This is a genomic window from Flavobacterium sp. LPB0248 (genome assembly GCF_013388355.1).
GTDB lineage: Bacteria > Bacteroidota > Bacteroidia > Flavobacteriales > Flavobacteriaceae > Flavobacterium.
Genome location: NZ_CP058246.1, coordinates 1,196,200 through 1,222,767 on the forward strand (window position 1 = coordinate 1,196,200; position 26,568 = coordinate 1,222,767).

Below are 26,568 nucleotides of genomic sequence, written 5' to 3' on the forward strand. Positions count from 1 at the left end.
AAAAAATGTCAATAGAAACTCTAAAAACACTTTTCAATCGAGATTTAAACAAACTAAAAATCGAAATTGAATCCTATCAAAATGAAAATTCAATTTGGGCAATTGATAAGAACATCTCCAATTCGGCTGGAAATCTGTGTCTTCATTTAATTGGAAACCTAAATACCTACATCGGAGCTGAAATTGGCAAAACCGATTATGTCCGAAATCGTCCTTTAGAATTTTCATTAAAAGATATTCCAAAAGCAGAATTGATTTCAAAAATCGAAAATACGATTAACGTTATCAATAACAGTTTAGATTCCTTAACCGAAACAGATTTAGAAAAAATTTATCCGCAGATTATTTTCGAAAAAGAAATGACAACAGGCTTTTTCTTAATTCATCTTTCAACCCATTTGGCGTATCATTTAGGGCAAATCAATTACCATAGAAGATTGCTTGATTTCTGATTACAGATTGTAGATTGTAGATTGCAGATTTTACAAGCTTTGAAAAAATCTAAAATCTAAAATTGTAAACCTTACCTTTGCATCACATTCAAAAAACACTTATGTCATCACATCATATAGTCCGAGACGATCAAGAACCTGCTTTAATCATTGCAAATGGCGCTGCCTGTGATCCAGAATTATTAGGACAATTATTAGAATGGTCACCATTGGTAATTGTTTTAGATTCGGCTATAGAAAGAGTAATTGAATTAGGTATAAAAGTAGATGTTTTATTGGGTGATTTTGACCGTGGTTTTGACCCTGAAATTTATAAAACTTCGCAATTTCCAATCGAAATCGTCCATACACCCGATCAAGATAAAACAGATTTAGAAAAAGCTTTTGATTATCTTATCGAAAGAAAAATTCCTGCCGCAAATGTCGTTTGGGCAACCGGAAAACGTGCGGATCATACGATTACAAACCTAACGCAGATTGTTCGCTACAGAGATTTACTCAAAATTGTAATTCTCGACGATCATTCTAAAATATTCTTGCTGCCGACAAAATTCGAAAAATGGTATACCGCAAAAACACCTATTTCGTTAATTCCAATTGGTGTTGTTAACGGAATTTCTTCAACCAATTTAAAATACGAATTAAACAACGATACACTCACAATGGGCTACAGAACCGGAAGCAGTAATTCTGTTGAACAAGACGGAATTGTAACCATAACACATCGCGACGGTGATTTGCTTTTAATGGAGTGTTTTGATTAATTTGTCTTCTTAAATTTCTTCATGTCGAAGCTTCGCAAATAGTATTTTTTGTCATTTACCAATGTTAATTTACCACAAATAAACCCGAAAAAATTTAAAACAAACAAACGAGTTTTCTTTTAAAAATCTGTAATAAAAAGATTGTTTATATATTTGATTTAATTAAAGTATTACCATTAATCATATATATGCGTGACGTTGGGTAGCTTTGTATGTTTTCGTCATACATATATATCCTAATTATGCGATATTTTTGACTAACCGAAGACAAAACTCAAGTTAGGCGACATTTTAACACAACCATCAGAAATGGCAAGTATCGACAGAATAGATTGGCATCAAACGGAAGATTTCCCTAAAAATGTTCCTCTTGAAAATGGAGGAACTCATATTGGAATGTATTTAAATTGGATAATTGATAACAATTTAATTGGCGAAATTCACATCACGGAATCAGCTAGCTTATTAGAAAATGTAAAAGCTAAAAAAATTACTGGTCGTGATTTCCTGATTAAATGTTGTGATGGAAAGTTTTGGGCAGAAGATTTGAATGAAATAGGACTAAAATTTACCGAGGATTATTATTCATCCGACAAATATTTTGACGACTATGTAAACACATTAGATTCAAATCAAGATAGCATTTATGAATATAAAAACAGTTGGGAAAACTACAAAAAAGTAAGGCTTGTAATAGATAAACGCTTTAAAGATTGGCAGAAAAAAAATAACAAAAAACCTTGGCAATTCTGGAAATAAAAACGTCACTTAACAGCTACTACAAAGCATTTGGGTAATTGACTTAATAAAAAGATCATTTTATATTTCAATAATTTGCTTCGCTTGTTCGCTATCACTCGGGTGGCAAATCCGAGGAATTGGCCAATTTAGTTCTAAACCCGTTGCAGTAGCGGGACTTTAGCAAATACACTACAAAAGAAACGTAAGTAAAAAAATAGGAATAATGGAAGAAAACAGAAAAAATCATTGGGAAACAGTTTACGAAACTAAAAATGCAAACGAAGTAAGTTGGACTCAAGAAATTCCGAAGACTTCACTAGATCTTATAAAATCTTTCGACTTAACGAAAAAATCTAAAATTATTGATATTGGTGGCGGAGATAGCAAACTAGTAGATTTTCTAATCGAAGAAGGTTTCGAAAATATAACTGTTTTAGATATTTCTGCAAAAGCAATTGAGAAAGCGAAAGCAAGGTTAGGATCAAATGCAGAAAAAGTGAATTGGATTGTAAGCGATATAACAGAATTTGAAACAGATGAAACGTTTGAAGTTTGGCATGACAGAGCAACATTCCATTTCTTAACCAGTAGAGAGCAAATTCAAAAATATATAGAAACTGCAAGAAAATCAGTTTCAGGATATTTAACTATTGGTACATTTTCTGAAAACGGGCCGAAAAAATGTAGCGGTTTAGACATAAAACAATATAATGAAGAAACATTAACCGCCGAAATGAAGAATGGATTTAAAAAATTAAAATGCATTATTGAAGATCATACAACTCCGTTTGAAACGAAACAAAATTTTATATTTTGTAGTTTTAAACGACAATTAAACTAAAAAAGGATTATCTGCGAGGACACGCTACAAGCAATTTGGGCATTTGGCTTAATGGAAGAATTGGCTTGTATTTTGGGGAAAGATTTGGAAAACCCGAAAGATATCGCTGATCTAACCTCAAACTTCTTGTGCGAAGGGACGTTTACGTCAGTTAATCCAAACAGAATTAAAAGAGTCAATTAAACCAAACAAGAAAATGAAACACATCTATTCTTTAATTATTATCTCACTATTATCAAGTTGCTTTAAAACAGGAAATAACCAAACTCCAAAAGTTGAGAAAGAAAGTGTAAATGATATAAAATCAGAAAATATAATTGGAAGTTGGAATTTTATTGAAACACGTGATATAAATGGAAAGAAACTTGATAATTATGAAGGCAGTTTTGGAACTGTTCAAGCAACTGGCCCGAAATTAATCTATAAAGCAAATTTCACTTATGAAAAAGTTTTTACACCAAAAAATACTGATATTGGCAATTGGAAATTTAATAGTAAGACAAATACGATTGAACACGATTTATACATTGATAGTACAGATTTCGTTGGTAAAGATTTAATCAGGCGAAAATTGGCCATTAAATCCGTAGATGGAAAATATTACGAAAGAATAGAAGACAGAATAATAAAAATGGAAAAAGATGAAATGTTGATTGATAATAGAGGTTTAGTAGATGTTTATAAAAAAGAAAAAAAATAACCGAACGCATAACAACTACTCTAAAGGATTTAGGGAATTGACTTAATGGAAAGTTGTTTTTATATTTGAATAATTTGCTTTGTCTGTTTGCTATCGCTCAAATAGCAAATCCGAAGAATGAGGTTAATTTAGTCTCAAACCCGCTGTAGTTGTGGGACGTTGTATGCTATTTTGATCAAAAATGTGCTAAAAATTAATAAGATGTTTTCAAAAAAAGTTTTATTTATAATTTGTCTTTTCTCGTTAATTAGCTGTGGATATATCAGAATACCCAAAAACGAATATGGAGAACCTGTTCTGAACGAAAAAGTCAAATACACTTTTTTAGATATGCCAACTGAAACTGACTTAAAAAAAATAGATACATCCGCATACTATGTTCAAATTTTTGAAGGACGATATTATAATAATGGAGAAAAAGAAAATCCTCAAATTTTAAAATTTCATAACGATGGCTTTTTTAAGAAGTTTATGCTAATTGGTATAGATAAAAATGTTCATCGAAATAAAAATTCTATTTATTACGGTGGAAAATATAAAATAAAAGAGAATATCATTGAACTCGAGCAGTTTTATCCGTCAACAGGTGGTGCAACTAATTACTATATCAGAAATGTACGAAAAGGAAAAATTGATGGAAACAAAATAATCTTTGACAGCAAAAATTCTTTACTTACAATTTTTGAAAAGAAACAAAGTCTAAATTTAAAAACAGCTCACAACAGCCACTACAACAGATTTGGGCAATAGGCTTAATAAAAAGATGGTTTTATATTTGAATAATTTGCTTCGCCAGTTCGCTATCGCTCAAATAGCAAATCCGAAGAATGGACTTTATTTAATCCCAAAACCGCTCTAGTGCCAGAACGTTAGTCCCAGACTTAAGCGCAGAATTCACAAAGACAAATGATAGAGAATATTGAAATTATACAGACAACTGAACTAAACGAACAAGCAAAAAAGCAAGTGCTTGACTTATGGAATAGGGAATATCCTGAAAAACTTTCATACAATAGTTTAACTGAATTTGACAATTATCTGCAAAACTTAAATAACCTTAAGCATTTTTTGTTGACAAGTGACATAGGCTTAATTTTGGGTTGGGCTTTGACATTTGACAGAGATAATGAGAAGTGGTTTGCTATCATTTTATCAGAAAAAATAAAAGGAAATGGATTAGGGCGAAAAATGCTAGACAAAATTAAAAATACTGAATTAGTATTAAATGGTTGGGTAATAGACCATAACAAGGACAAGAAAAAAAACGGGCAAGAATATATTTCGCCATTAAAATTTTATGAAAAATGTGGTTTTAGAATTTTAAAAGATGTAAGACTTGAACTTGACAAAATTTCAGCAGTAAAAATAAAATGGCAAAAATAAACCAATAAAGTCGGTAACTAACATTAGTACAACAGATTTGAACAATAAGCTTAATGGAAAATGTTTTTGTGTTTGAATGATTTGCTTCACCTGTTCGCTATCGCTCGGGTGGTAAATCCGATAATAGCCTTAATTTAGTCTCAAAGCCACTGTAGTAGCAGGATGTTACCAATAATATGAAGAAACTAACTCTAATATTCGTAATTATTTTTTCAAACGTAGCGTTTGGAAATAAAATAGATGAACTCAAAACAGATAAAGACGTTGAAGATTTTATCAAAACTGTAGCTCCTAAATTTATTAAGAAAGTATGGAAAGATTTTGATTATGGAAATTTTAGAATCGTTCCAACAGATAGCATTTATACAAATTTAAAATGTCAGAAGATTTTCAATCAATCTGACATAAATAATTGGAAAAAAGTAGACATTAACAACGATGGACTAACTGATTTGCTTTTCATTCCGCATTATTACGGATATTCACAATATGCTATAATTGATCAAGGCAGTAATAATTTTAAACTAACTAGATTTATTATTGATTTTGCTATTTGCGAATATGTGAAACCAATTAAAGTTAAAGATAAAAATGAATTACAAATTCGAAAAGTAAATTTACCTTTTGATTTTGATGATAACATTGAGAAATATATCAAGATAGATACTTTAACATATAAGTTTAATTCTTTTATTGAACTTAACGACAAAGTCATCATTGATAATAAAATTAAATCTATAGAAGTTAAAACGGATTATTGCTATGGAACCTGTCCAGTTTTTAAACTTACAATTAATAAAAATGGTCTAGCTGAGTTTGATGGTATAGAATTTACTAAGTTTAGAGGAAAATCAATAAATCAATTTGACCCAAAAAATGTTGCAGAAATATTTGACTTACTAAATTACATAGAAATTAAGAAATTAAAAGATTACTACGAAGTTAATTATACTGATGCTTCAACAGCAACTCTTCACATAATTTTTGAAGATGGGTCAATTAAGAAAATAAAGGATTACGGATTAAGTGGTACTTATGGATTAAGTGCTCTGTATTCAAAACTAACCAAATTAGCAACAGAAACTGAATGGAAATAAAAAACTGCAGCCAATAGCTACTATAACAGATTTTGGCAATAGGACTAATGGGAATTTCCTAAAATCATTTCCAAAAAAGGAATGCCTATCTTTGCATCGAAATCAAAAAAAATGAAAGCAGAAAACAATTCCCAAAAAGACAATTTACATCCAAGAAATCTTCATCGAAACCGATATGATTTTGAACTTCTCATTTCAAATTGTCCCGAATTAAAGGCTTTTGTTTCCATTAATAAACACGGAATAGAAACCATTGATTTCAGTAATCCGCTTGCAGTAAAAACATTAAACAAAGCTTTACTTAAAACGTATTACAACATTCAAAACTGGGATATTCCTAAAGATTATCTTTGCCCGCCAATTCCAGGACGTGCCGATTATATTCATTATATAGCCGATTTATTGGCTGAAAGCAATAACAATCAAATTCCAGAAACCAGCACTGTTTTAGGATTAGATATCGGTACAGGCTCAAATTTAATCTATCCGATATTAGGAAATTCAATTTACAATTGGAGTTTTGTTGGAACAGATATTGACCAAAGATCAATTGAAAATTGCGCTAAAATTATTGAAACCAATCCCGAATTAATTGATTCTATCAGCTTGCAACAGCAAACTGAACCTCGATTTATTTTTAAAAATATTATCACGCCCGAAGATCGTTTTACATTCACGATGTGCAATCCGCCTTTTCATGCATCTGCCGAAGAAGCTCATAAAAGCACTTCTAGAAAAGTTTCCAATTTAAACCCTAAAGAAAAAAGAAATACAAATCCTGTTCTAAACTTTGGCGGACAAAATGCAGAATTGTGGTGCAACGGTGGCGAAATCGGATTCATCACGCAAATGATTTACGAAAGTGCTAAATATCCATCGCAAGTTTTATGGTTTACTACTCTAGTTTCTAAAAAAGAGAATCTTTCTTCGATTTACAAAATCTTGAAAAAAGTAAACGCCGTTTCTGTCAAAACAATAGAAATGTCACAAGGACAAAAAAATAGCCGAATTGTAGCTTGGAGTTTTCTAAATGACACTGAGCACAACTCTTGGAAATTTTAAGGTTTTCAAAACCAATCGTATGATTTTGTTTTGTAACTTCGATAAAATTACGCTATTATGAACACTCTTGAACTTAAAAATATTTTAATTTCTGAAATTGAAAAAATTGATGACGATCAGTTTTTATCTGCTTTAAAAACAATTTTAGATAGTCGCAAAACTCCTGTCAATTATTCTGAAAGATATAATGAAGATTTAAAAGTTGCTGAAGAAGATATTCAAAGTGGTAATTTCTATTCTCATAATGAAATGAAGGATCAAATTGAACAATGGAAAAAGAAATAATTTGGTCTAAAGCCGCTAAAATTCAGCTTGAAAAAATATACTTTCATATATTTAAAGAATCTAAAAGTAAAAATATCCCAAACAAAGTAATTGATAGTATTTATAATTCTGTAACAATTTTAAAAACAAATTGGGAAATTTACGAATTGGATGAAATGAAAATTCCAAACAATGGAAGTTATCGCGCATACGAAATTTATAGTTATCGAATATCTTATAAAATAACTTTCAATGAGATTCATATTTTGAGAATTCGTCACACAAGTCGTAATCAAAAAAAACTATAATCTTTTTTCTACTTAAATAACTCATTTCCAAAACAAAACCTTGATTTTATAATTAGCTTTTGCTACATTTATTGTAAACTATTTAAAATCAAGATTATGGCAGAATATATTGGTTATCTCGCATCTGTATTTATTGTTGGAGGTTTTTTGCTGAAAAATCTCCGAGCAATCCGATTTATTAATATGTTTGGCTGTATCTGTTTTGCCATTTATGGCATCTTTTTAAACGACTATAGAGATTTTAACCAATGGCTTTGGCCCGTAATAATTCCGAACGCTATTTTAGCTTTTGTACAGATTTATTATCTGACTTCCAAAAACGACAAATCTTAAAATTATGATATTTTAAAATAAAATTCTGATACACTTTTCGCCAGCTCTGCTCGTAACTTTAAGCTGAAAATTGAATTTTATTACTATGTTGAAACTATATTTCCGATTGGCAGTTGTGCTCTTTTTAGTCACAAGTTGTTCTTCGTCCAAAAAGGCAAAATTTGACGATTATGTTTTTAAAACTAGAACTGAAGAGGTAAAATATCAAACCGCTTATGATAAAGCTTTAAAACTTTGGAATATTCCGTATACCGAAGAAGATGTAAAAACTAGTTTTGGAACCGCGCATGTAATTATTGCTGGACCAAAAAACGGAAAAGATCTTGTTTTACTTCACGGAATGGATGCCAGTTCGACCATGTGGTATCCTAACATTAAAACTTTGGCCAAAAATCATCGCATTTACGCCATCGATTTTATAATGGAACCCAATAAATCCAACTTAACCACTAAACCGCTTTCATCCGATAATATTGTTGTTTTTTACAATGAAGTTTTCAGCTATTACAAATTAAAGAAATTTGATATCATTGGCGCTTCACGAGGCGGCTGGATTGCAACATTATTAGCCACTCAAAAATCAAATTCGATCGATAAAATTGTTTTATTAAGTCCAGCACAGACTTTTAAATTTCTTGATAAACCAAGAAAAACATCATCGGCTTTACTTTTAAAACTTTTTCCAAGCGAAAAGAAATTCAGCAAAACGCTTTCGACATTTTCTACTCATCCAGAAAATATTAGTGTCATTTATAAAAGACAATTCTATTTGGCCAATAAATATGCAAAATCAAATTCCAGCATGCTTAAAATGATGCCTTTTTCAGATAAAGAATTAGAATCTATTCAAAATCCGGTTCTAATTTTAATCGGAGATAAAGATGTTATTAATTCAGAAGAAAGTTTGGATCGTGCAAAAAAACACCTTGTCAATTGTAAAACAAAAACGGTAAAAGATGCAGGACATTTTTTAACGATAGATCAGCCAAAAGTGGTAAATGATGCGATCATTAATTTTTTAGATTAGAATTCAAACTTCGTATCTTTACAAAACCAAATTTTCAGTATACTCAAATGAAATTTCAAGTTTCCTCAGAATATAGCCCAAAAGGAGATCAGCCTCAAGCCATACAAAAATTGGCACAGGGCGTGGTCGACGGAGATAAATACCAAACTTTATTAGGAGTTACAGGCTCGGGAAAAACGTTTACCGTTGCCAACGTAATTCAGGAAGTGCAAAGACCCACTTTGGTTCTGGCACACAATAAAACTTTGGCCGCTCAATTATACTCTGAGTTCAAACAATTTTTCCCAAATAATGCTGTTGAATATTTCGTTTCGTACTACGACTATTATCAGCCAGAAGCTTTTATGCCTGTAACTGGAGTCTTCATTGAAAAAGATTTATCAATCAATGAAGAGTTGGAAAAGATGCGTTTGAGCACTACTTCTTCCCTACTTTCTGGTCGCCGCGATGTTTTGGTTGTAGCTTCAGTTTCTTGTTTGTATGGTATTGGAAACCCAGTTGAATTTCAGAAAAACGTTATTGAAATTAAACGAGATCAGGTTATTTCAAGAACTAAATTATTACACAGTTTAGTGCAGAGTTTATACGCTAGAACAGAAGCCGATTTTAACCCGGGAACTTTCAGGATTAAGGGAGATACGGTTGAAGTTTATCCAAGTTATGCAGACGATGCATATCGAATTCATTTCTTTGGAGACGAAATTGAAGAGATTGAATCCTTTGATGCAAAAACATCTCAAGTTATAGAGAAATTTCAAAGATTAACCATTTATCCTGCCAACATGTTTGTGACTTCTCCAGAAGTTTTACAAGGCGCAATTTGGCAGATTCAGCAAGATTTGGTGAAACAGGTTGATTATTTTAAAGAAATTGGAAAACATCTGGAAGCCAAACGTTTGGAAGAAAGAACCAATTTTGATCTAGAAATGATTCGCGAATTGGGTTATTGCTCTGGAATTGAAAATTACTCACGCTACCTTGACGGACGTGAAGCAGGAACGCGACCTTTCTGTTTATTAGATTATTTTCCGAGCGATTTTTTAATGATTATTGATGAAAGTCACGTAACCGTTTCTCAAGTTCATGCTATGTATGGAGGCGACCGTAGTCGTAAAGAAAACCTTGTTGAATACGGTTTTAGATTGCCTGCAGCAATGGACAACCGACCTTTAAAATTTGAAGAATTCGAAGCCTTGCAAAATCAGGTTATATATGTTTCTGCAACACCAGCTGATTACGAACTACAAAAATCGGATGGTATTTATGTCGAACAGATTATTCGCCCTACAGGATTATTAGATCCTGTTATTGAAGTGCGGCCAAGCTTGAATCAGATTGATGATTTGATTGAGGAAATCCAGGTTCGCTGTGAATTGGACGAAAGGGTTCTTGTGACAACTTTGACCAAAAGAATGGCCGAAGAATTAGCTAAATATTTAACCAAAGTGAACATTCGATGCCGATATATACATTCTGAAGTAGACACTTTAGAGCGTATCGAAATTATGCAGGATTTACGAAAAGGTCTTTTTGATGTCTTAATTGGAGTCAACTTACTTCGTGAAGGTTTAGACTTGCCAGAAGTTTCGCTTGTAGCTATTTTAGATGCTGATAAAGAAGGTTTCTTGAGAAATTATCGTTCGTTAACACAAACTATTGGACGTGCAGCGAGAAACTTAAACGGTAAAGCCATTATGTATGCTGATAAAATTACGGCAAGCATGCAGAAAACAATCGATGAAACCAATTACAGAAGAACGAAACAAATTAATTTCAACGTTGAAAATAATATTGTTCCTCAAGCTTTAAATAAAAAAATCGAAAGTGCTTTCACTAAAAATCCTTTAGTTGAATATGAATTAGGTCATCCGATTCCTGTTGCAGCTGAACCAGAAACAGCTTATCTATCTAAAGCTGAATTAGAAAAAATGATTCGTGAAAAACGCAAAACGATGGAAAAAGCAGCTAAAGAATTAGACTTCTTGCAAGCAGCTAAACTTCGTGACGAAATTAAAAAACTACAAGAGCAATTAACACAAGCAAAACATAATTAACTATATATCAATTAATTAAAATAATTTCATAACTTTACCTGTCCATAATCTATCTGGAAATTCAGCCTTTCTTTTAAACTAGACAGATTATGAATACGAAATTACTTTGCACTACTGTAGCACTCAGCTCAGTAGTATCGTTTTTTGGGCAAAATAAACCACAGCCCGCGCCAGAAAAAATTGTCACAGATGAATATTTTGGAGAAAAGATAGAAGATGGCTATCAATATTTAGAAAATTTAAATGATCCGAATGTTGTCGCTTGGATGAAAGCAAATACAGATTATACTCGGCAAAAATTAAGCGAAATTCCAGAACGGCAAAATCTTCAAAAGAAACTCAAAGAGCTTGATGCAAGAAAAGAAAGTACAATCTCTGAATTACAAATTACAGAAAACGACCATTATTTTTATCTAAAACGAAATGCCAACGAAGAAAATGGCAAATTGTACCAGAGAATTGGTTATAAAGGAGCCGAGAAACTACTTTTTGATCCAGAAACTTATAAAAAAGCAGCTGGAGTAAATTACAACATTAGCTCTATAACTCCCAATGAAAAAGGAGATAAAGTAGCGATAGAAATTTCACCAAGCGGTTCTGAAAGTGCCGAATTGCTTATTATAAACAGCGACGGAAAAGTTTATCCTGAAGTATTCGACAGATGCTGGTTCAGCTCCCCTTCATGGATGCCAGACGGAAATTCATTTACATACGGACGATTAAATTCTTTCAATGTTACAGATCCAAATAGATTATTAAACTCCAAAGTTTACTATCATAAATTAGGCGAAGATCCAAACAAAGATGTCGAATTTTTATCCAATACAACCAATCCTGAACTCAATATAGGCGCAGAAGAATTCCCTTTAAATCTTTACCATAAAAATTCTAATAAAAACTACGGACTGGTCGTTACGGTTGATAATCGGATTAAGTTATATGACACCGATTTAAAAGATAGTTTTAAACCTGCAAAATGGACCAACTTGGTCGATAAAAAAGATGAAGTGACCAATTATCTTGTCGATAAAGAGTTTATTTATTATTTAACTTATAAAAATGCTTCCAACTATAAAATCATCAAAGTTCCTATATCTGATCCAGATATCGAAAAAGCAAAAACAGTTATACCCGAACCAAAAAACGGAAACATTACCGATTTTAAACTTACAAAGGATGGCTTATATTATTCAATTACCGAAAACGGTGTCCAAGCAAAAGTATTTTTCTTAGCAAAAGGAAAAACAGATCCGATTGAATTAAAATTACCTCTGCAAGCAGGTTCAGTCTCTTTTTTGGCTATAAGCGAAAATAAAAGCGAAATTTGGATGACGCTTTCAGGCTGGACTTCTCCTCAAAAACGCTATTTGTATAATCCAGCATCAAATACGTTTACTTTTCAGCCATTATCAAAACCTATTGAATATCCTGAATTTAAAGATTTAGTGTCTAAAGAAATTATGGTTCCCTCTTATGATGGTGTTAAAGTTCCTGTTTCTATCATTTATAATAAAAATATCAAATTAAATGGCGACAATCCAATCCTTATGGTTGGATATGGCGCTTACGGAATCTCTCTTGAACCACGTTTTAGTACTGGATTTGCATTGCCTTACTGCACTTATGGCGGCATATATGTTGTTGCTCACGTTAGAGGTGGCGGAGAATTGGGCGAAGCTTGGCATAAAGCAGGTTTTAAAACCACCAAACCTAATACATGGAAAGATCTAATTGCGGTCACTGAATATCTCATTAAAGAGAAATATTCTTCTCCTAAAAGAATTGCCATTTGGAGCGCAAGTGCTGGCGGTATATTAATTGGACGAGCCATTACGGAACGACCAGACTTGTTTGCCGCTGCCATTCCAGAAGTAGGGGAATTTAATACGATTCGTTCAGAATTAGCGCCAAATGGTCCTGGTAATATTCCTGAATTTGGAACTATAAAAGACCAAACAGAGTTCAAGGCGCTCTTAGAAATGGATTCGTTTCATCATATTAAAAAAGGAACTGCCTATCCGGCAACGTTAATAACAGCGGGAATGAATGATCCTCGTGTAATTGCATGGCAACCTGCAAAATTTGCAGCTTCACTTCAAAATGCAAACACCTCCAGCAATCCAATCTTCTTTTTAGCCGACTTTGAATCTGGTCATGGAATGGGTGACAGCGCAACAAAAGTTATCGAAAAAGACAGCAACTTAATCAGTTTTGCTTATGCGTATACTGGACATCCAAAATTTCAACCCTCTAAAAAATAAATCCGAAACAAATAATAAACTACAAAAGGTTTTAATCTAATTGTGTTGTTCGTGAAAAATTTCTAACAGCACAATTGGGTTAATTACTGTATTTGGTGCTTTTTTCATCATTTCTAAAACACGTTTTACTGCAGAAAGATTCAGTCCCATTCCGATAGCTATCTGTTGAATAGCATGAAATTCTCTTTCGTGCAAAACGCCATCACAATGCATTAATAAAGCCAATCTATAAAACTGATTGATACGCTGCATTTCAGATGGTATTGGCAATGGTTTTGTTTCCTGATGAAATAAATCTTGAAATTCTTCCTCGCTAATATTCAATTCCAAAGCTACAATTCTTAAAAATTCAAGCTCACGTTTGTGCAAATGTCCATCTACAGTGGCGAGGGTAATCATTTCTAAAAGTAAACTTCTTTTTTCTGCTTCTGTATTCATCAATTTATTATTTTTAGCTAAAATATTGCTTTTAAATAAAAATACAAAACAAGGATGATGAAGAGGATTTTCTTGGCAATTTTACTTCTATTTACTCTTATTGGCAAGGCACAAAGCACTGCTTCAAAAAATGTATCTACTTTTACAATTGAAGCGCCTCAACTAAATACCTCAAAAAAAATCTGGATTTATCTTCCAGAAAATTATTCCAAAAACATTCAGAAAAAATACAGCGTTATTTACATGCACGACGCTCAAAATCTGTTTGATGCTAAAACTTCTTATTCTGGCGAATGGAATGTAGACGAAAAATTGGACAGCCTAAAGGCTCCCATCATTGTTGTAGGAATTGAACATGGAAATGAAAAACGAATCGAAGAGCTTACTCCTTTCAAAAATGAAAAATATGGTGGAGGAAATGCCGATAATTATCTCGAATTTATCATAAAAACCTTAAAACCATATATCGACAAAAATTACAGAACCAAAATAAAAGCCAAAAACACTATTCTTTTTGGAAGCTCTTTGGGCGGACTAGTTTCTTATTACGGAGCTTTAAAATATCCTGAAGTCTTTGGAAAAGCGGGTGTTTTTTCGCCTTCATTCTGGTTTTCACCTAAGATTTATACTTTCACAGAAAAGCAATCTAAAATTAAAACTAAGATCTATTTTCTGTGTGGCGATAAAGAAAGTGACGACATGGAAAAAGATTTAACTAAAATGAAACGTTTACTAGATACCAAACGCTGTTATTGTCTTCATCTCGATAAAACCAAGATTGTAAAAGGCGGAGAACATAATGAAAAGCTTTGGCGTGATCATTTTACAGAAGCAATACTCTGGCTTGGCTATTAATTGAAAAAAACATAAAAAAACATCGCATACCAATGAAACTAATTTTAAGAGAATACAATCTCAAACTAAAACACACTTTTACCATTTCGAGAGAATCCATAGATTTTCAGCCTTCGCTAATTGTTGAATTGCAAAGCGATGGCTTTTCGGGTTTTGGAGAAGCAACTTCAAATCCGTATTACAATACAACTGCTCCAATGATGATGCAGGATTTAGAAAAAATCAGATCTACTATTGAAAACACAGAAAATGAAACTCCACAGGCATTTTGGGCAAAAATTCATCCCTATTTAAAAGATGACATGTTTGCTTTATGCGCCTTAGATCTAGCTTATAACGATTTGTATGCTCGCAAAAAAGGCAAAAAGCTTTACGAATTATGGAACTACACAACCAAAAAAAATCCAATGACAGATTATACAATCGGAATTGCTTCTATTGATAAAATGATTTCTAAAATGCAGGAACTTCCATGGCCGATTTATAAAATTAAATTAGGAACCAAAGAAGATATCGAAATTGTAAAAGCGCTTCGAAAACATACCAATGCCATTTTTAGAATTGATGCCAATTGCGGATGGACAGTTGAAGAAACCATCAATAATTCGATTGAACTAAAAAAACTAGGTGTTGAATTTCTAGAACAGCCTATGAAAGCCGACAATTGGGAAGGTCATAAAGAAGTTTTTAAACATTCTGCTCTTCCTGTAATTGCAGACGAAAGCTGTATTATTGAAGAAGATGTAGCAAAATGTTTCAATCATTTTCATGGTGTGAATGTAAAACTGGTAAAATGCGGTGGTTTAACGCCTGGAAAACGCATGATTGAAGAAGCTAAAAAACTAGGTTTAAAAACAATGGTAGGCTGTATGACAGAATCTACTGTTGGGATTTCTGCTATTGCGCATTTGCTTCCTCAATTGGATTATGTAGATATGGACGGTGCGTTACTTTTAGCAGAAGATATTGCAACAGGTGTTACTATAAAAGACGGTGTCGTAAGTTATTCTGATTTAAACGGAACAGGAGTTACACTTTTATAAAATGAAAGTCGAAAAATTTCCAGATCGAGTAATCGAAATTGACCAAGAACAATATTTGTATTTTGGCGGAACTGCCTATTTGGGTCTTCCAACAAATACAACATTTCAGAATTTAGTCGTTCAGAACATTTTAAAATGGGGAACTACTTACGGAAGTTCTAGAACTGCGAATATTCAATTAACGGCTTATGATGCGGGCGAAAGCTTTTTAGCATCTCATATTGGCTCAGAAAGTACTGTTACCGTTTCTTCGGGAATGCTGGCTGGAAAATTGGTTTTAGAAAAATTAAAAGAACAAACCGACTGTTTTTATCATTTAAATGAAATTCATTCCGCTATTCAAATTGAAAATAGTGAGGCTGTTTTTATAAATAAAAAACTGAATGACCGTTTATTAGATTCAAAATCTGAGAACATAACGATTCTAACTGATGGTGTTCCTTCTTTTGAAACAAAACCAATCGATCTAACTTTTATAAAAGAAATTTCAAAGGAAAAAGAAATTACATTGGTTATTGATGAATCGCATTCATTAGGAATTGTCGGCGAAAATGGTTCTGGAATTTATGCTTCAATTAATTTTCCGATTAAAAGAAAAATATTGGTTTCATCTCTCGGAAAAGCTTTCGGCTTAACGGGCGGAGTGATTGCATCTGATTCTGAATTCATAGAATCAATAAAAGAAATTGAAACTTTTACAAGTGCTGCCGGAATGAATCCCGCTTTTGTACAGACGCTTTTTGATGCTAAAGAAATTTATAAAATGCAACATCAAAAATTGAAAAATAATTTGAGTTATATCGATACGATTTTAAATAAAAACAGCACGATCCTATTTGATAAAAACTATCCTTTAATTTATCTTTTATCGAATGAATTAGTTGAAAAATTAAAACAGGAAAAAATCATTATAGCAAGTTTCAGATATACTAAAGAAGCCGAACCGCTAAATCGAATTGTAGTTACAGCAAATCATTTAAAAGAAGATTTGGATAAATTGGTTGCAACTTTAAATGATTTCAATTCTAGATTTTAATCATTTTAAAAACTACCTTTGTAAAATAAATTAGGAGTTTTAGTTTTAGATTGAAAACTTAAAACTTGAAACAGAAAAAAACCTGAAACAAAAATTATGACAAACAACGATATACTTAAAAAACTTCGCGTGGCTTTGATGCTCCGTGATGACCAAATAGTTGAAATTTTAGAATTGGTAGATTTTAGAATTTCAAAGTCTGAATTAGGAGCTTTTTTTAGAGCCGAAGATCATCCAAATTATATGGAATGTGGCGATCAGGTTTTAAGAAACTTTTTAAACGGATTGGTTATTCATTTAAGAGGAACAAAAGAAAATCCGAAAAATCCAAATGACGTTTTAGCAAAACATAAAGCTGAAATTCCGAAGAAGGAAACGTCTAAAGAAAGACCAGAATTCAAAGCTACTCCAAAAGATTCAGAAAAATACAGAGGAGATCAAAGTGCATCAAAGTCAGGTTCATCAGCTGGAAAACCTAAAAAGAAATCATTCCCAAAAGGAAATGGAAAACCGGTTGTTGTAGAAAAAGTGGTTTTCAAAAACGGCAAGAATAAGAAATAATTTTACCGCAAAGTTTTTAGCCACGAATTCACGAATTATTTTTGATAATCTTTGAAAATAAAAATTCGTGAATTCGTGGCTATCTTTTTAAATCTTATTCTCCTCTATTTTATCAAAAAAAGCCTCTTTAAAAGTTGCACCAATCGGCAATTCTTTTCCATTTATAAAAACAGAAAAATTATCTGTGGATTCTACATGTTGCAATGAAACCACATACGATTTATGTATTTGAATAAAATCCTTTTCTGGTAATGATTCGACAACATTTTTTAATGACGAATGTGTAATAATCTGCTGCTTTACTGTATGAATGCAAACATAATTCTGTAAACTTTCTACGTATAAAACATCATTCAAAAAAACTTTCTGAAATTTATTTTTTCCATCTGTTTTTATAAATAAAAAATCTGGTGCAGTACTATTACTGGTACTTGAAACTTCTATTTTGGGTTCAGAATTTAGCTTAGAGACGGCTTGATAAAATCGTTCGAATGCAATTGGCTTTAGTAAATAATCAACTGCATTTAATTCAAATCCTTCTAAAGCAAAATCGGGATAAGCCGTTGTAAAAATTACTTTTATATCTTTAGAAATGATTTTAGAAATCTGCAAACCTGTTAATTGAGGCATTTGAATATCTAGAAAAATAACATCTACAGATTGTGAATTTAGAAATTCTAATGCTTTTAATGAATCATTAAAAACGCCAACTTTCTCCAGAAAATTTACTTTACCAATGTAATTTTCCAATATTCGAGTTGCAGGCGGTTCGTCGTCGACAATTATGCATTTAAAAGCCATAAATTATTTCTTTAGCGGTATTTTTAAGTAAGTTTTAAAGGTATTATTTTCTTCTGTTTTTTCAAGAATAAATAGGTTTTTATAGGTGTATTCCAGCCTTTTTGTCAAGTTATCAAAACCGATTCCAGTTGACGAATAATTTTCTCCTTCGATAAAATAATTGAAAGTTGAAATTTCTAGAAAATCGTTTTTTATTTGAATTGAAATAATAGCTTTTTCTTCTTCATTATTAAATTTTCCATGCTTGAAAACATTTTCAACAAAGTGAATCAAAGCCGACGAAATGATTTTTTCGTTTGAATAATTTCCTTCCACTTTAAAATCTAAAAACAACTGATCTTCAAACCTTTTCTTTTGCAAATGAATATAGTTCTGAATAAATTGAATTTCTTTTGAAAGTATCGCTTCATCTTTATCTGTTTCTGTAATAACATACCGAAGTAAATCAGAAAGCACCAAAATATCATCTGCCATTTCATCTTCTTTTATAACCAACTGACTATAAAAAGAATTTAAAGTATTAAATAAAAAATGCGGACTAACTTGTGCTTTTAGCATTTGAAATTCTGCTTTTTTATTCTCTAAAAGCAATTCTTGATTTTGATGCTGAGCGGTTTGAAATTGCCAAAATAAAAAGGTCAAAGCACTTAAAAAGACAGCTGGCAATCCAAAGAAAAAGTTATCTTTTATGTAATAACCTATTTCTCTAGCTTCTTCATAGTAATTGTGCATTCCGGTAATATTATACATAACGACTTCTTGCAAAAAATAACGAACAGCCGCAAAAAGCAATAGCGAAACTGGAATTGTCAGGATGTAAAAAAGTAATTTCTTCTTATTTAAAAACCATTCGCAGAAATAGTAAAAGTTGAGAATGTAAATACAAAATATTGCTAACAAATGAGTTGGCGTAATTCCATAACATATTCCTTTGATTACAATTTCTACTTTTTTATCATTAAGTCCAATATCCCAGAAAATGTACGTTAGAAATAATAAAAAGAAAAAAACAATGTGATAGTAAAAAGGGATTCTTGATTTCATAGTTTTTTTGATAATTGACTCAAAAATACAATTAAGCCTTAAATAGAAAATTAGATTTATTTAAAACATGCGTTTTTAGGGATGAACTATCAAAAACTTTACATGAAATTATTACTCTGCAAATTTCATCTGTTTATAAAATGAAATCCTAGGTTCATCAAAAACAAAAACTAGAGGTCAAAAGAGAGAATACATTTGTCATGAATTTAAAAACAAAACGTCATGCACAAAATCATTTTACTACTAACAATTATTACATTAAACTTAACTTTTGCTCAAACTAAGAAAAAACAGATATTATTGGTTGGAACATTTCATTACGCCAATCCTGGTCTTGATGTTGCTAAACTAAACAGTTTTGATATCTTGTCTGAGAAAAGCCAAAAGGAACTCGAAATAATGAGTGACAAAATCAAAAAATTTGGTCCCGATAAAATATTTGTCGAATGGGAATTTAACGAACAAGCCGATTTAGATAAGTTTTACAATAAAAACACCGACAGTCTTTTTAAAACTAATAAAAACGAAATAACACAATTGGCACTTCGCACCGCTAAAAAACTAAATCATAAAAAATTATACGGAATGAATCTCTACACTTCTTTTCGTTATGACAGTTTAATGATGTCAATGGAAAAAGCAAATCAACAGGATTTATTGAAAAGAAATAATGAGTGGAAAAAAAGGAATGAAAAAGATCATAATGAAAGAATAACAAAAAGCTCGTTACAAGAACTCATGCTACATTACAATAAAAAAGAAACCGAAAATAAAAACATCCAATGGTATTTGGAAGTAGCAAATAGAGCTGGAAATCCAGATGATTTTACTGGAGCGCATTTAGTTTCAAATTGGTACAAAAGAAACTTATATATGTATTCTTTAATTCAGAAATTAACGGAAAGTACAGATAATAAAATAATGATTTTAGTCGGTGCTGGTCATGCTGCATTGATCAGAGAATTTATAACACATGATCCAGAATTTGAAATTGTGGAACTATCTACAGTTTTGAAATAAACTTAATGATTTAACCGCAAAGAGCACAAAGAATTACGCAAAGTTCGCAAAGTTTTTTAGCCACGAATTCACGAATTTTATTTTTTACAATCTTTGAAAATAATTCGTGAATTCGTGGCTATTTTCAACATACAGCTTTGCGAACTTTGCGTTTGTACTCACAATCCTTGACAAAAAACTTAGCGCCCTTTGCGGTTAAATCACAAAAAAAAATCCCTCCAAAATGGAGGGATTTTCTATATAATTTGATTTCTTATTTAAATTAAGAAAGAGCAGCTTTAACTTGGTCAGCAGCTTCTTGGAATTGAACTGCAGATAAGATTGGCATACCAGAGTTGTCAATTAATTCTTTTGCAATTTCAGCATTTGTTCCTTGCAAACGAACGATAATTGGCACTTTAATAGCGTCACCCATGTTTTTGTAAGCATCAACAACACCTTGAGCAACACGGTCACAACGAACGATTCCTCCGAAGATGTTAATCAAAATAGCTTTTACATTTGGATCTTTCAAGATAATTCTGAAAGCTGTTTCAACACGTTTAGCATCAGCAGTTCCACCAACGTCAAGGAAGTTAGCAGGCTCAAAACCAGCGTATTTAATTAAGTCCATAGTTGCCATTGCAAGACCAGCTCCGTTTACCATACATCCTACAGTACCGTCAAGGTCAACATAGTTAAGACCAACTTCTTTAGCTTCAACTTCGATTGGATTCTCCTCACGGATATCTCTCATTTCAGCATATTTTGGTTGTCTGTATAAAGCGTTATCGTCGATGTTAACTTTAGCGTCAACAGCTAAGATTTTGTTATCAGAAGTTTTTAAAACTGGGTTGATTTCAAACATAGAAGCATCAGAACCAATGTAAGCATTGTAAAGTGCGTCGATGAATTTAACCATTTCTTTGAAAGCATTTCCAGAAAGCCCTAAGTTAAAAGCAATTCTTCTAGCTTGGAAACCTTGCAATCCAACAGATGGATCAATTTCTTCAGTAAAGATTAAGTGTGGAGTGTGCTCAGCAACTTCTTCGATATCCATTCCACCTTCAGTAGAATACATGATCATGTTGCGTCCAGTACCTCTATTCAATAAAACAGAAACATAAAATTCAGAAGTTTCGCTTTCACCTGGATAGTAAACATCTTCTGCAACTAATACCTTATTTACTTTTTTACCTTCAGGCGGAGTCTGAGGTGTAATCAACTGCATTCCGATGATTTGTTCTGCTAACTCTTCAACTTGTTGTAAGTTTTTTGCCAGCTTAACTCCACCACCTTTTCCACGACCACCTGCGTGAATTTGTGCTTTTATTACATGCCATCCTGTACCAGTTTCGGCAGTTAATTGTTTTGCAGCAGCTACAGCTTCAACCGCATTGTTAGCCACAATTCCGCGTTGTACGCGTACTCCGTAACTCGCTAAAATTTCTTTTCCTTGATATTCGTGTATGTTCATAATATAGAATTTGTCTGGTTCTGAATTTATTTCAGAATAAAAGTGCGACAAAAGTAACAAAATACAACTTAATAGTAAAATCTTTTTCAATTAAATAAATGTTATATATAGGTATTAGGCGTTGATAATTTTTCAAAGCAAACAAATCGTTAACGGAACAATTTGTTAATGTTAACACAATTCACATAAAACGTTTGATATTTAACAAAAAATTCATTGATTTTATTGGCTTGCCGACGATTTTTCCTAATATATTTTAAGAGTAATTATATTTTTAGCAATTCGGGATGCCTTATATAATAATATTAATAATTAAGAATGCTTTTTCTAATATTACAGCAAAAATGAAAGCAAAAACACTATTTCAATACATTATGTTTAATGAAATCTTTATTTTTGTAAAAAAAATATCAAGAATGAGAGTTAAAGAACAAGGGCTTTATCTGCCTGAATTTGAACACGACAATTGTGGTGCAGGATTTATTTGTAATTTGAATGGTATTAAGTCAAATGATATTATTCACAAAGCATTAGACATCTTAATTAAATTGGAACATCGTGGTGCCGTAAGTTCTGATGGAAGAACTGGTGACGGAGCCGGAATTTTATTCGACATTCCTCATGATTTTTTTAAGAAAGTTTGTGACTTTGAAATCCCAGAAGCGCGTGAGTATGCAGTAGGAATGGTTTTTTTACCAAAAAGCAAAAACCAGGTTTCTTTTTGTATTAATGCATTTGAAGCAACTATCAAAGACCAAAACTTAAAAGTTTTAGGTTGGAGAGATGTACCCGTTGAAGTTGAAAATCTAGGTGAAATTGCCGCAGAAAAAGAACCAACAATTAAACAAGTTTTCGTTTCTAAAAACGGACAGGATTTAACTGAACAAGAATTTAATGCAAAACTTTTTGCAGCTAGAAAAATTGCTGAACATGCCGTAAGAGGATCTAAAACCTCAGAAAGCCACATGTTCTATTTTACTAGTTTATCGACAACTACTATAATATATAAAGGTCTATTGATGCCAGAAGACATCAGCCGTTATTATATAGATTTAAAAGATCCAGACTTGGTGACGCGTTTAGCGCTTGTACACCAACGTTTCTCTACCAATACATTCCCATCTTGGGACTTAGCTCAACCATTTAGATACATGTGTCATAATGGTGAGATCAACACACTTCGTGGAAACGTAAGCCGTATGCGTGCTCGTGAAGAGCTTATGCAAAGCAAAGTTTTCGGAGAAGACATTAAAAAATTATTCCCAATTATCTTAGAAGGAAAATCAGATTCTGCTTCTATGGATATGGTGATTGAACTTTTATTAATGACTGGCCGTTCGCTTCCAGAGGCAATGATGATGGTAGTTCCTGAAGCTTGGGAAAAACACCAAACAATGTCTCCAGAGAAAAGAGCTTTCTATGAGTACAATGCTTGTATCATGGAGCCTTGGGATGGTCCTGCTTCTATTCCGTTTACAGATGGTAACGTAATTGGTGCTTTACTAGACAGAAACGGATTGCGTCCTTCTCGTTACACCTTAACGAAAAGCGGATTCGTAATTATGTCATCTGAAATTGGTGTATTAGACATCGATCCAGAAGATGTAATCCAACATGGTCGTTTAGAGCCAGGAAAAATGTTCTTAGTTGATATGAATGAAGGCCGTATCATCGAAGACGAAGAAGTTAAAAAAGCGATCGTTACAAAACGTCCATACAAACAATGGGTTGACGAAAACTTATTGCCATTGGCTAGCGTTCCTTACACAAACAACCCTACTCCTGTTGAAAAATTAGATTTCTTAACAAGACAACGTTTGTTTGGTTATACTATTGAAGATTTAAAAACAATCATCAACCCAATGGGTAGCGACGGAGCTGAAGCAATTAGTTCTATGGGTAATGATACACCTTTGGCAGTTCTTTCAGATCAGCCACAGTTGTTGTACAATTACTTCAAACAATTATTTGCTCAGGTAACTAATCCGCCTTTGGATGGTATTCGTGAAGAAATCATTACTGACATCAGTTTAGCGATTGGTGGAGATTTCAATATTTTCGAAATTGAATCAAAACAATGTAAAAAATTAAAAATCCAAAATCCAGTTGTTTCTAACGAGGATTTGGATAAAATTAGAAATATAGATCACCCAGATTTCAAATCAGCTACTATTTCTACTTTATATAAAATAGAAAAAGGAGTTAACGGTTTAGAAAGAGCTCTAGAAAAATGTGTTCAGGCTACTTTTAAAGCAGTTGAAGAAGGATGCAACATCATTATCTTATCAGATAGAGGTGTAAGCGAAGAATTAGCTCCAATTCCAATGTTATTGGCTTGTTCTTACATTCACCATTCATTAAACATTTTACAGGTTCGTTCTAAATTCGGAATCATCATTGAATCTGCTGAACCTAGAGAACCTCATCATTTTGCTTTATTGTTCGGATACGGCGCAAGTGCCATCAATCCTTACATGGTGAACGAAATCATTCACGATCAAGTTGAAAAAGGTTTCATTACAAAAGTAAAAGCGGATTACGCTGTTGTAAACTACAACAAAGCAATTGCAAAAGGAATCGTGAAAATCATGAACAAAATTGGTATCTCTACTTTACATTCGTACAGAGCTGCTCAGATTTTCGAGATTTTAGGTTTAAACAAAACATTTACATCTAAATACTTCCCTTACACTCCATCAAGAATTGAAGGAATTGGTTTAATGGAAGTAGAGAAAGAAGTAAAAAAACGTTTCCAAAAAGCTTTCCCAAATTCAAAAATCGCAAACTTGCTTTCTCTTGAAATTGGAGGTATTCACAGATGGAGACGTGGCGGTGAAAAACACATGTTTAACCCAACCACTATTTCTAAATTACAACAGGCAGTTCGTTTAAACAGCCCAGAAAGTTATAAAGAATACTCAAATGCCGTTAATGAGCAAAGCTCAAACTTAATGACGATTAGAGGTTTATTTGAATTCAACAACTTAGATCCAATTTCTATTGACGAAGTAGAACCTTGGACAGAAATTGTAAAGAAATTCAAAACTGGAGCAATGTCTTACGGTTCTATCAGCCAAGAAGCGCATGAGAACTTAGCGATTGCAATGAACAGAATTGGAGGAAAAAGTAACTCTGGAGAAGGTGGAGAAGATCCAAGACGTTTCCAGAAAGAAATTAACGGGGATTCTAGAAACTCTGCAATTAAGCAAGTTGCATCAGGACGTTTTGGTGTTTCAATCAACTATTTGACAAACGCTAAAGAAATCCAGATTAAAATGGCTCAGGGAGCAAAACCTGGAGAAGGTGGTCAGTTACCTGGAGAAAAAGTAGTGCCTTGGATTGCTGAAACGAGAAACTCTACTCCTTATGTAGGTTTGATTTCACCTCCTCCTCACCACGATATTTACTCAATTGAGGATTTATCTCAGTTGATTTACGATTTGAAAAATGCAAACCGTGAAGCTCGTATCAACGTAAAATTAGTTTCTGAAGTTGGAGTTGGAACCATCGCTGCCGGTGTTGCCAAAGCAAAAGCTGACGTTATCTTGATTTCTGGTTATGACGGAGGAACGGGAGCTGCACCATTAACATCTTTACAGCACACAGGTATTCCGTGGGAACTTGGTTTAGCTGAAGCTCAGCAGACTTTGATCTTGAACGATTTAAGAAGCCGTGTAGTTTTAGAGTGTGACGGACAGTTGAAAACAGGTCGTGACGTGGCGATAGCTGCTTTATTAGGAGCTGAAGAATTCGGTTTCGCAACGGCTCCACTTGTAGCTTCTGGATGCATCATGATGAGAGCTTGTCACTTAAATACTTGCCCAGTTGGTATTGCAACTCAGGATCCTGAATTGAGAAAAAATTTCAAGGGAACTCCAGAGCACGTAATCAACTTCATGTATTTTATTGCTGAGGAGTTAAGAGAAATCATGGCACAGTTAGGTTTCAGAACTTTAAAAGAAATGGTTGGTCAGTCACAAAAATTAAATGTGAACAAAGCCATCAAACATTATAAAGCAAATGGTTTAGACTTGTCAACAATTCTATACAAACCGGAAAAAGCGAAAACAGAGCCAAATCATAATACAACAACTCAAGATCACCAACTTGAAAATGTATTGGATTTTGACATCATCAAAGAAGCGATTCCGTCTATCTATAGAAAAGAGAAAACAAGAGTAACTTTTAAAATTAAAAATACAGACCGTTCTGTAGGTGCTATTTTGAGTAACGAAATCTCAAAAATCTACGGCGCGCAAGGATTACCTGATGACACTATTTTAGTTGATTTTGAAGGTTCTGCCGGACAAAGTTTTGGTGCATTCGCAACAAACGGATTGTCATTTAAAATTCACGGAAACTGTAATGATTATTTAGGAAAAGGGCTTTCTGGAGGAAAATTAATTGTAAAAGTACCTCCTACTGCGACTTTCAACCCTGAAGACAATATCATTATCGGAAACGTTGCCCTTTACGGAGCTATTACCGGAGAGGCTTATATTAATGGAATGGCTGGAGAGCGTTTCTGTGTAAGAAATTCTGGAGCAACAGCAGTTGTTGAAGGAATTGGAGATCACGGATGCGAGTACATGACTGGTGGTACAGTAGTAGTTTTAGGAAAAACAGGAAGAAACTTCGCAGCTGGTATGAGCGGTGGTGTAGCTTATGTTTACGATCCAAACAAGAAATTCGATTCTACAGTTTGCAACATGGAAATGGTTGCATTCGACCCAATGGAAGAAGAAGATCTTACGAAACTAAGAAAACTAATCAAAAACCATTCGTTGTACACAAGCAGTCCATTAGCAAAAAGAATTTTAGCAGACTGGGAAAACCAACAACAGCACTTCGTAAAAGTAATGCCAACTGATTACAAAAAAGCATTACAACGAATTGCAGAAGAAAAACAAATAGAAGAACTAATAGCTGGTTAAAAAAGGTTCTGAGGTACAAAGATGCAAAGGTACTAAGGTTTGAGTATTCAACTCACTTTTTACATTTTACATCTCACATCTCACAACTAAATC

The 26,568-nt window shown here is 32.8% G+C and carries 25 protein-coding genes; 21 read left to right on the forward strand and 4 right to left on the reverse strand.

Going from position 1 to position 26,568, the window contains the following annotated elements; genetic code table 11:
• The first annotated feature begins 5 nt into the window (after positions 1-5).
• The 15 genes from LPB248_RS04985 to LPB248_RS05055 all read left to right on the forward strand — a co-directional run bounded on the left by LPB248_RS04985 (position 6) and on the right by LPB248_RS05055 (position 13,287).
• On the forward strand, positions 6-452 hold the full coding sequence (locus LPB248_RS04985; protein WP_177210472.1) for a DinB family protein: 447 nt from the start codon (positions 6-8) through the stop codon (positions 450-452).
• 101 nt (positions 453-553) lie between these two features.
• On the forward strand, positions 554-1,216 hold the full coding sequence (locus tag LPB248_RS04990) for a thiamine diphosphokinase (protein ID WP_111423842.1): 663 nt from the start codon (positions 554-556) through the stop codon (positions 1,214-1,216).
• Between the two features lie 309 nt (positions 1,217-1,525).
• A complete protein-coding gene (locus tag LPB248_RS04995; RefSeq protein WP_177210473.1) occupies positions 1,526-1,975 on the forward strand; it encodes a hypothetical protein in 450 nt (149 codons plus the stop codon).
• A gap of 205 nt (positions 1,976-2,180) precedes the next feature.
• Positions 2,181-2,798, forward strand: coding sequence for a class I SAM-dependent methyltransferase (locus tag LPB248_RS05000; protein ID WP_177210474.1), 618 nt, complete (start codon positions 2,181-2,183; stop codon positions 2,796-2,798).
• A gap of 196 nt (positions 2,799-2,994) precedes the next feature.
• Complete coding sequence (locus tag LPB248_RS05005) at positions 2,995-3,498, forward strand: hypothetical protein (RefSeq protein ID WP_177210475.1); 504 nt, start codon at positions 2,995-2,997, stop codon at positions 3,496-3,498.
• A gap of 201 nt (positions 3,499-3,699) precedes the next feature.
• Positions 3,700-4,248 carry a hypothetical protein gene (locus LPB248_RS05010; protein WP_177210476.1) on the forward strand — a complete coding sequence of 183 codons (549 nt, stop codon included), beginning with the start codon at positions 3,700-3,702 and terminating at the stop codon, positions 4,246-4,248.
• 156 nt (positions 4,249-4,404) lie between these two features.
• Positions 4,405-4,881, forward strand: a complete 477-nt coding sequence (locus tag LPB248_RS05015) for a GNAT family N-acetyltransferase (RefSeq protein WP_177210477.1) — start codon at positions 4,405-4,407, stop codon at positions 4,879-4,881.
• Positions 4,882-5,057: 176 nt separating this feature from the next.
• Positions 5,058-5,978 carry a DUF6438 domain-containing protein gene (locus LPB248_RS05020; RefSeq protein WP_177210478.1) on the forward strand — a complete coding sequence of 307 codons (921 nt, stop codon included), beginning with the start codon at positions 5,058-5,060 and terminating at the stop codon, positions 5,976-5,978.
• A gap of 111 nt (positions 5,979-6,089) precedes the next feature.
• A complete protein-coding gene (gene rlmF, locus LPB248_RS05025; protein WP_177210479.1) occupies positions 6,090-7,040 on the forward strand; it encodes a 23S rRNA (adenine(1618)-N(6))-methyltransferase RlmF in 951 nt (316 codons plus the stop codon).
• A 57-nt stretch (positions 7,041-7,097) separates the two neighbouring features.
• Positions 7,098-7,325, forward strand: coding sequence for a hypothetical protein (locus tag LPB248_RS05030; protein WP_177210480.1), 228 nt, complete (start codon positions 7,098-7,100; stop codon positions 7,323-7,325).
• Complete coding sequence (locus LPB248_RS05035; RefSeq protein WP_177210481.1) at positions 7,310-7,612, forward strand: type II toxin-antitoxin system RelE/ParE family toxin; 303 nt, start codon at positions 7,310-7,312, stop codon at positions 7,610-7,612. The genes LPB248_RS05030 and LPB248_RS05035 overlap by 16 nt, the downstream gene beginning before the upstream one ends.
• A 96-nt stretch (positions 7,613-7,708) precedes the next feature.
• Complete coding sequence (locus LPB248_RS05040) at positions 7,709-7,945, forward strand: uroporphyrinogen decarboxylase (RefSeq protein ID WP_177210482.1); 237 nt, start codon at positions 7,709-7,711, stop codon at positions 7,943-7,945.
• Positions 7,946-8,030: 85 nt separating this feature from the next.
• Complete coding sequence (locus LPB248_RS05045) at positions 8,031-8,972, forward strand: alpha/beta fold hydrolase (protein WP_177210483.1); 942 nt, start codon at positions 8,031-8,033, stop codon at positions 8,970-8,972.
• 47 nt (positions 8,973-9,019) lie between these two features.
• Positions 9,020-11,026 (forward strand): excinuclease ABC subunit UvrB, encoded by a 2,007-nt coding sequence (uvrB, locus tag LPB248_RS05050; protein WP_177210484.1) that lies wholly within the window; start codon positions 9,020-9,022, stop codon positions 11,024-11,026.
• A gap of 89 nt (positions 11,027-11,115) precedes the next feature.
• Complete coding sequence (locus LPB248_RS05055) at positions 11,116-13,287, forward strand: prolyl oligopeptidase family serine peptidase (RefSeq protein ID WP_177210485.1); 2,172 nt, start codon at positions 11,116-11,118, stop codon at positions 13,285-13,287.
• A 36-nt stretch (positions 13,288-13,323) separates the two neighbouring features.
• Here LPB248_RS05055 and LPB248_RS05060 read toward each other — a convergent pair whose 3' ends face one another.
• Positions 13,324-13,725: a TerB family tellurite resistance protein gene (locus LPB248_RS05060; RefSeq protein ID WP_177210486.1), complete on the reverse strand. Its 402-nt coding sequence runs from the start codon at positions 13,723-13,725 to the stop codon at positions 13,324-13,326.
• 57 nt (positions 13,726-13,782) lie between these two features.
• Here LPB248_RS05060 and LPB248_RS05065 point away from each other — a divergent pair, with 57 nt between their 5' ends.
• From LPB248_RS05065 to LPB248_RS05080, 4 genes are all read left to right on the forward strand, one after another.
• Positions 13,783-14,580: an alpha/beta hydrolase gene (locus LPB248_RS05065; RefSeq protein ID WP_177212506.1), complete on the forward strand. Its 798-nt coding sequence runs from the start codon at positions 13,783-13,785 to the stop codon at positions 14,578-14,580.
• A gap of 32 nt (positions 14,581-14,612) precedes the next feature.
• Entirely contained in the window at positions 14,613-15,623 is a 1,011-nt protein-coding gene (locus LPB248_RS05070) for a dipeptide epimerase (protein WP_177210487.1), read from the forward strand.
• 1 nt (position 15,624) lies between these two features.
• On the forward strand, positions 15,625-16,659 hold the full coding sequence (locus LPB248_RS05075; protein ID WP_177210488.1) for an aminotransferase class I/II-fold pyridoxal phosphate-dependent enzyme: 1,035 nt from the start codon (positions 15,625-15,627) through the stop codon (positions 16,657-16,659).
• 96 nt (positions 16,660-16,755) lie between these two features.
• Positions 16,756-17,220, forward strand: a complete 465-nt coding sequence (locus LPB248_RS05080; RefSeq protein ID WP_177210489.1) for a DUF1456 family protein — start codon at positions 16,756-16,758, stop codon at positions 17,218-17,220.
• A gap of 87 nt (positions 17,221-17,307) precedes the next feature.
• Here the strand turns inward: LPB248_RS05080 and LPB248_RS05085 are convergent, their stop codons facing one another.
• Both LPB248_RS05085 and LPB248_RS05090 read right to left on the reverse strand, forming a co-directional pair.
• Positions 17,308-18,021: a LytR/AlgR family response regulator transcription factor gene (locus LPB248_RS05085; protein ID WP_177210490.1), complete on the reverse strand. Its 714-nt coding sequence runs from the start codon at positions 18,019-18,021 to the stop codon at positions 17,308-17,310.
• A 3-nt stretch (positions 18,022-18,024) separates the two neighbouring features.
• A complete protein-coding gene (locus LPB248_RS05090; protein ID WP_177210491.1) occupies positions 18,025-19,065 on the reverse strand; it encodes a sensor histidine kinase in 1,041 nt (346 codons plus the stop codon).
• Between the two features lie 222 nt (positions 19,066-19,287).
• Between LPB248_RS05090 and LPB248_RS05095 the strand changes: the two genes are divergently transcribed.
• Complete coding sequence (locus LPB248_RS05095) at positions 19,288-20,085, forward strand: DUF5694 domain-containing protein (RefSeq protein ID WP_177210492.1); 798 nt, start codon at positions 19,288-19,290, stop codon at positions 20,083-20,085.
• Between the two features lie 262 nt (positions 20,086-20,347).
• Here LPB248_RS05095 and sucC read toward each other — a convergent pair whose 3' ends face one another.
• Positions 20,348-21,541, reverse strand: a complete 1,194-nt coding sequence (gene sucC, locus LPB248_RS05100) for an ADP-forming succinate--CoA ligase subunit beta (protein ID WP_066035083.1) — start codon at positions 21,539-21,541, stop codon at positions 20,348-20,350.
• A 416-nt stretch (positions 21,542-21,957) separates the two neighbouring features.
• Between sucC and gltB the strand changes: the two genes are divergently transcribed.
• Positions 21,958-26,475, forward strand: coding sequence for a glutamate synthase large subunit (gene gltB, locus LPB248_RS05105; RefSeq protein WP_177210493.1), 4,518 nt, complete (start codon positions 21,958-21,960; stop codon positions 26,473-26,475).
• Positions 26,476-26,568 lie beyond the last annotated feature (93 nt).

What these genes read in the sequence shown, in the direction of transcription:
- LPB248_RS04985 (WP_177210472.1), top strand. Translation starts at nt 6, where the DNA reads ATGTCAATAGAAACTCTAAAAACACTTTTCAATCGAGATTTAAACAAA.
- LPB248_RS04990 (WP_111423842.1), top strand. Translation starts at nt 554, where the DNA reads ATGTCATCACATCATATAGTCCGAGACGATCAAGAACCTGCTTTAATC.
- LPB248_RS04995 (WP_177210473.1), top strand. Translation starts at nt 1,526, where the DNA reads ATGGCAAGTATCGACAGAATAGATTGGCATCAAACGGAAGATTTCCCT.
- LPB248_RS05000 (WP_177210474.1), top strand. Translation starts at nt 2,181, where the DNA reads ATGGAAGAAAACAGAAAAAATCATTGGGAAACAGTTTACGAAACTAAA.
- LPB248_RS05005 (WP_177210475.1), top strand. Translation starts at nt 2,995, where the DNA reads ATGAAACACATCTATTCTTTAATTATTATCTCACTATTATCAAGTTGC.
- LPB248_RS05010 (WP_177210476.1), top strand. Translation starts at nt 3,700, where the DNA reads ATGTTTTCAAAAAAAGTTTTATTTATAATTTGTCTTTTCTCGTTAATT.
- LPB248_RS05015 (WP_177210477.1), top strand. Translation starts at nt 4,405, where the DNA reads ATGATAGAGAATATTGAAATTATACAGACAACTGAACTAAACGAACAA.
- LPB248_RS05020 (WP_177210478.1), top strand. Translation starts at nt 5,058, where the DNA reads ATGAAGAAACTAACTCTAATATTCGTAATTATTTTTTCAAACGTAGCG.
- rlmF (WP_177210479.1), top strand. Translation starts at nt 6,090, where the DNA reads ATGAAAGCAGAAAACAATTCCCAAAAAGACAATTTACATCCAAGAAAT.
- LPB248_RS05030 (WP_177210480.1), top strand. Translation starts at nt 7,098, where the DNA reads ATGAACACTCTTGAACTTAAAAATATTTTAATTTCTGAAATTGAAAAA.
- LPB248_RS05035 (WP_177210481.1), top strand. Translation starts at nt 7,310, where the DNA reads ATGGAAAAAGAAATAATTTGGTCTAAAGCCGCTAAAATTCAGCTTGAA.
- LPB248_RS05040 (WP_177210482.1), top strand. Translation starts at nt 7,709, where the DNA reads ATGGCAGAATATATTGGTTATCTCGCATCTGTATTTATTGTTGGAGGT.
- LPB248_RS05045 (WP_177210483.1), top strand. Translation starts at nt 8,031, where the DNA reads ATGTTGAAACTATATTTCCGATTGGCAGTTGTGCTCTTTTTAGTCACA.
- uvrB (WP_177210484.1), top strand. Translation starts at nt 9,020, where the DNA reads ATGAAATTTCAAGTTTCCTCAGAATATAGCCCAAAAGGAGATCAGCCT.
- LPB248_RS05055 (WP_177210485.1), top strand. Translation starts at nt 11,116, where the DNA reads ATGAATACGAAATTACTTTGCACTACTGTAGCACTCAGCTCAGTAGTA.
- LPB248_RS05060 (WP_177210486.1), bottom strand. Translation starts at nt 13,725, where the DNA reads ATGAATACAGAAGCAGAAAAAAGAAGTTTACTTTTAGAAATGATTACC.
- LPB248_RS05065 (WP_177212506.1), top strand. Translation starts at nt 13,783, where the DNA reads ATGAAGAGGATTTTCTTGGCAATTTTACTTCTATTTACTCTTATTGGC.
- LPB248_RS05070 (WP_177210487.1), top strand. Translation starts at nt 14,613, where the DNA reads ATGAAACTAATTTTAAGAGAATACAATCTCAAACTAAAACACACTTTT.
- LPB248_RS05075 (WP_177210488.1), top strand. Translation starts at nt 15,625, where the DNA reads ATGAAAGTCGAAAAATTTCCAGATCGAGTAATCGAAATTGACCAAGAA.
- LPB248_RS05080 (WP_177210489.1), top strand. Translation starts at nt 16,756, where the DNA reads ATGACAAACAACGATATACTTAAAAAACTTCGCGTGGCTTTGATGCTC.
- LPB248_RS05085 (WP_177210490.1), bottom strand. Translation starts at nt 18,021, where the DNA reads ATGGCTTTTAAATGCATAATTGTCGACGACGAACCGCCTGCAACTCGA.
- LPB248_RS05090 (WP_177210491.1), bottom strand. Translation starts at nt 19,065, where the DNA reads ATGAAATCAAGAATCCCTTTTTACTATCACATTGTTTTTTTCTTTTTA.
- LPB248_RS05095 (WP_177210492.1), top strand. Translation starts at nt 19,288, where the DNA reads ATGCACAAAATCATTTTACTACTAACAATTATTACATTAAACTTAACT.
- sucC (WP_066035083.1), bottom strand. Translation starts at nt 21,541, where the DNA reads ATGAACATACACGAATATCAAGGAAAAGAAATTTTAGCGAGTTACGGA.
- gltB (WP_177210493.1), top strand. Translation starts at nt 21,958, where the DNA reads ATGAGAGTTAAAGAACAAGGGCTTTATCTGCCTGAATTTGAACACGAC.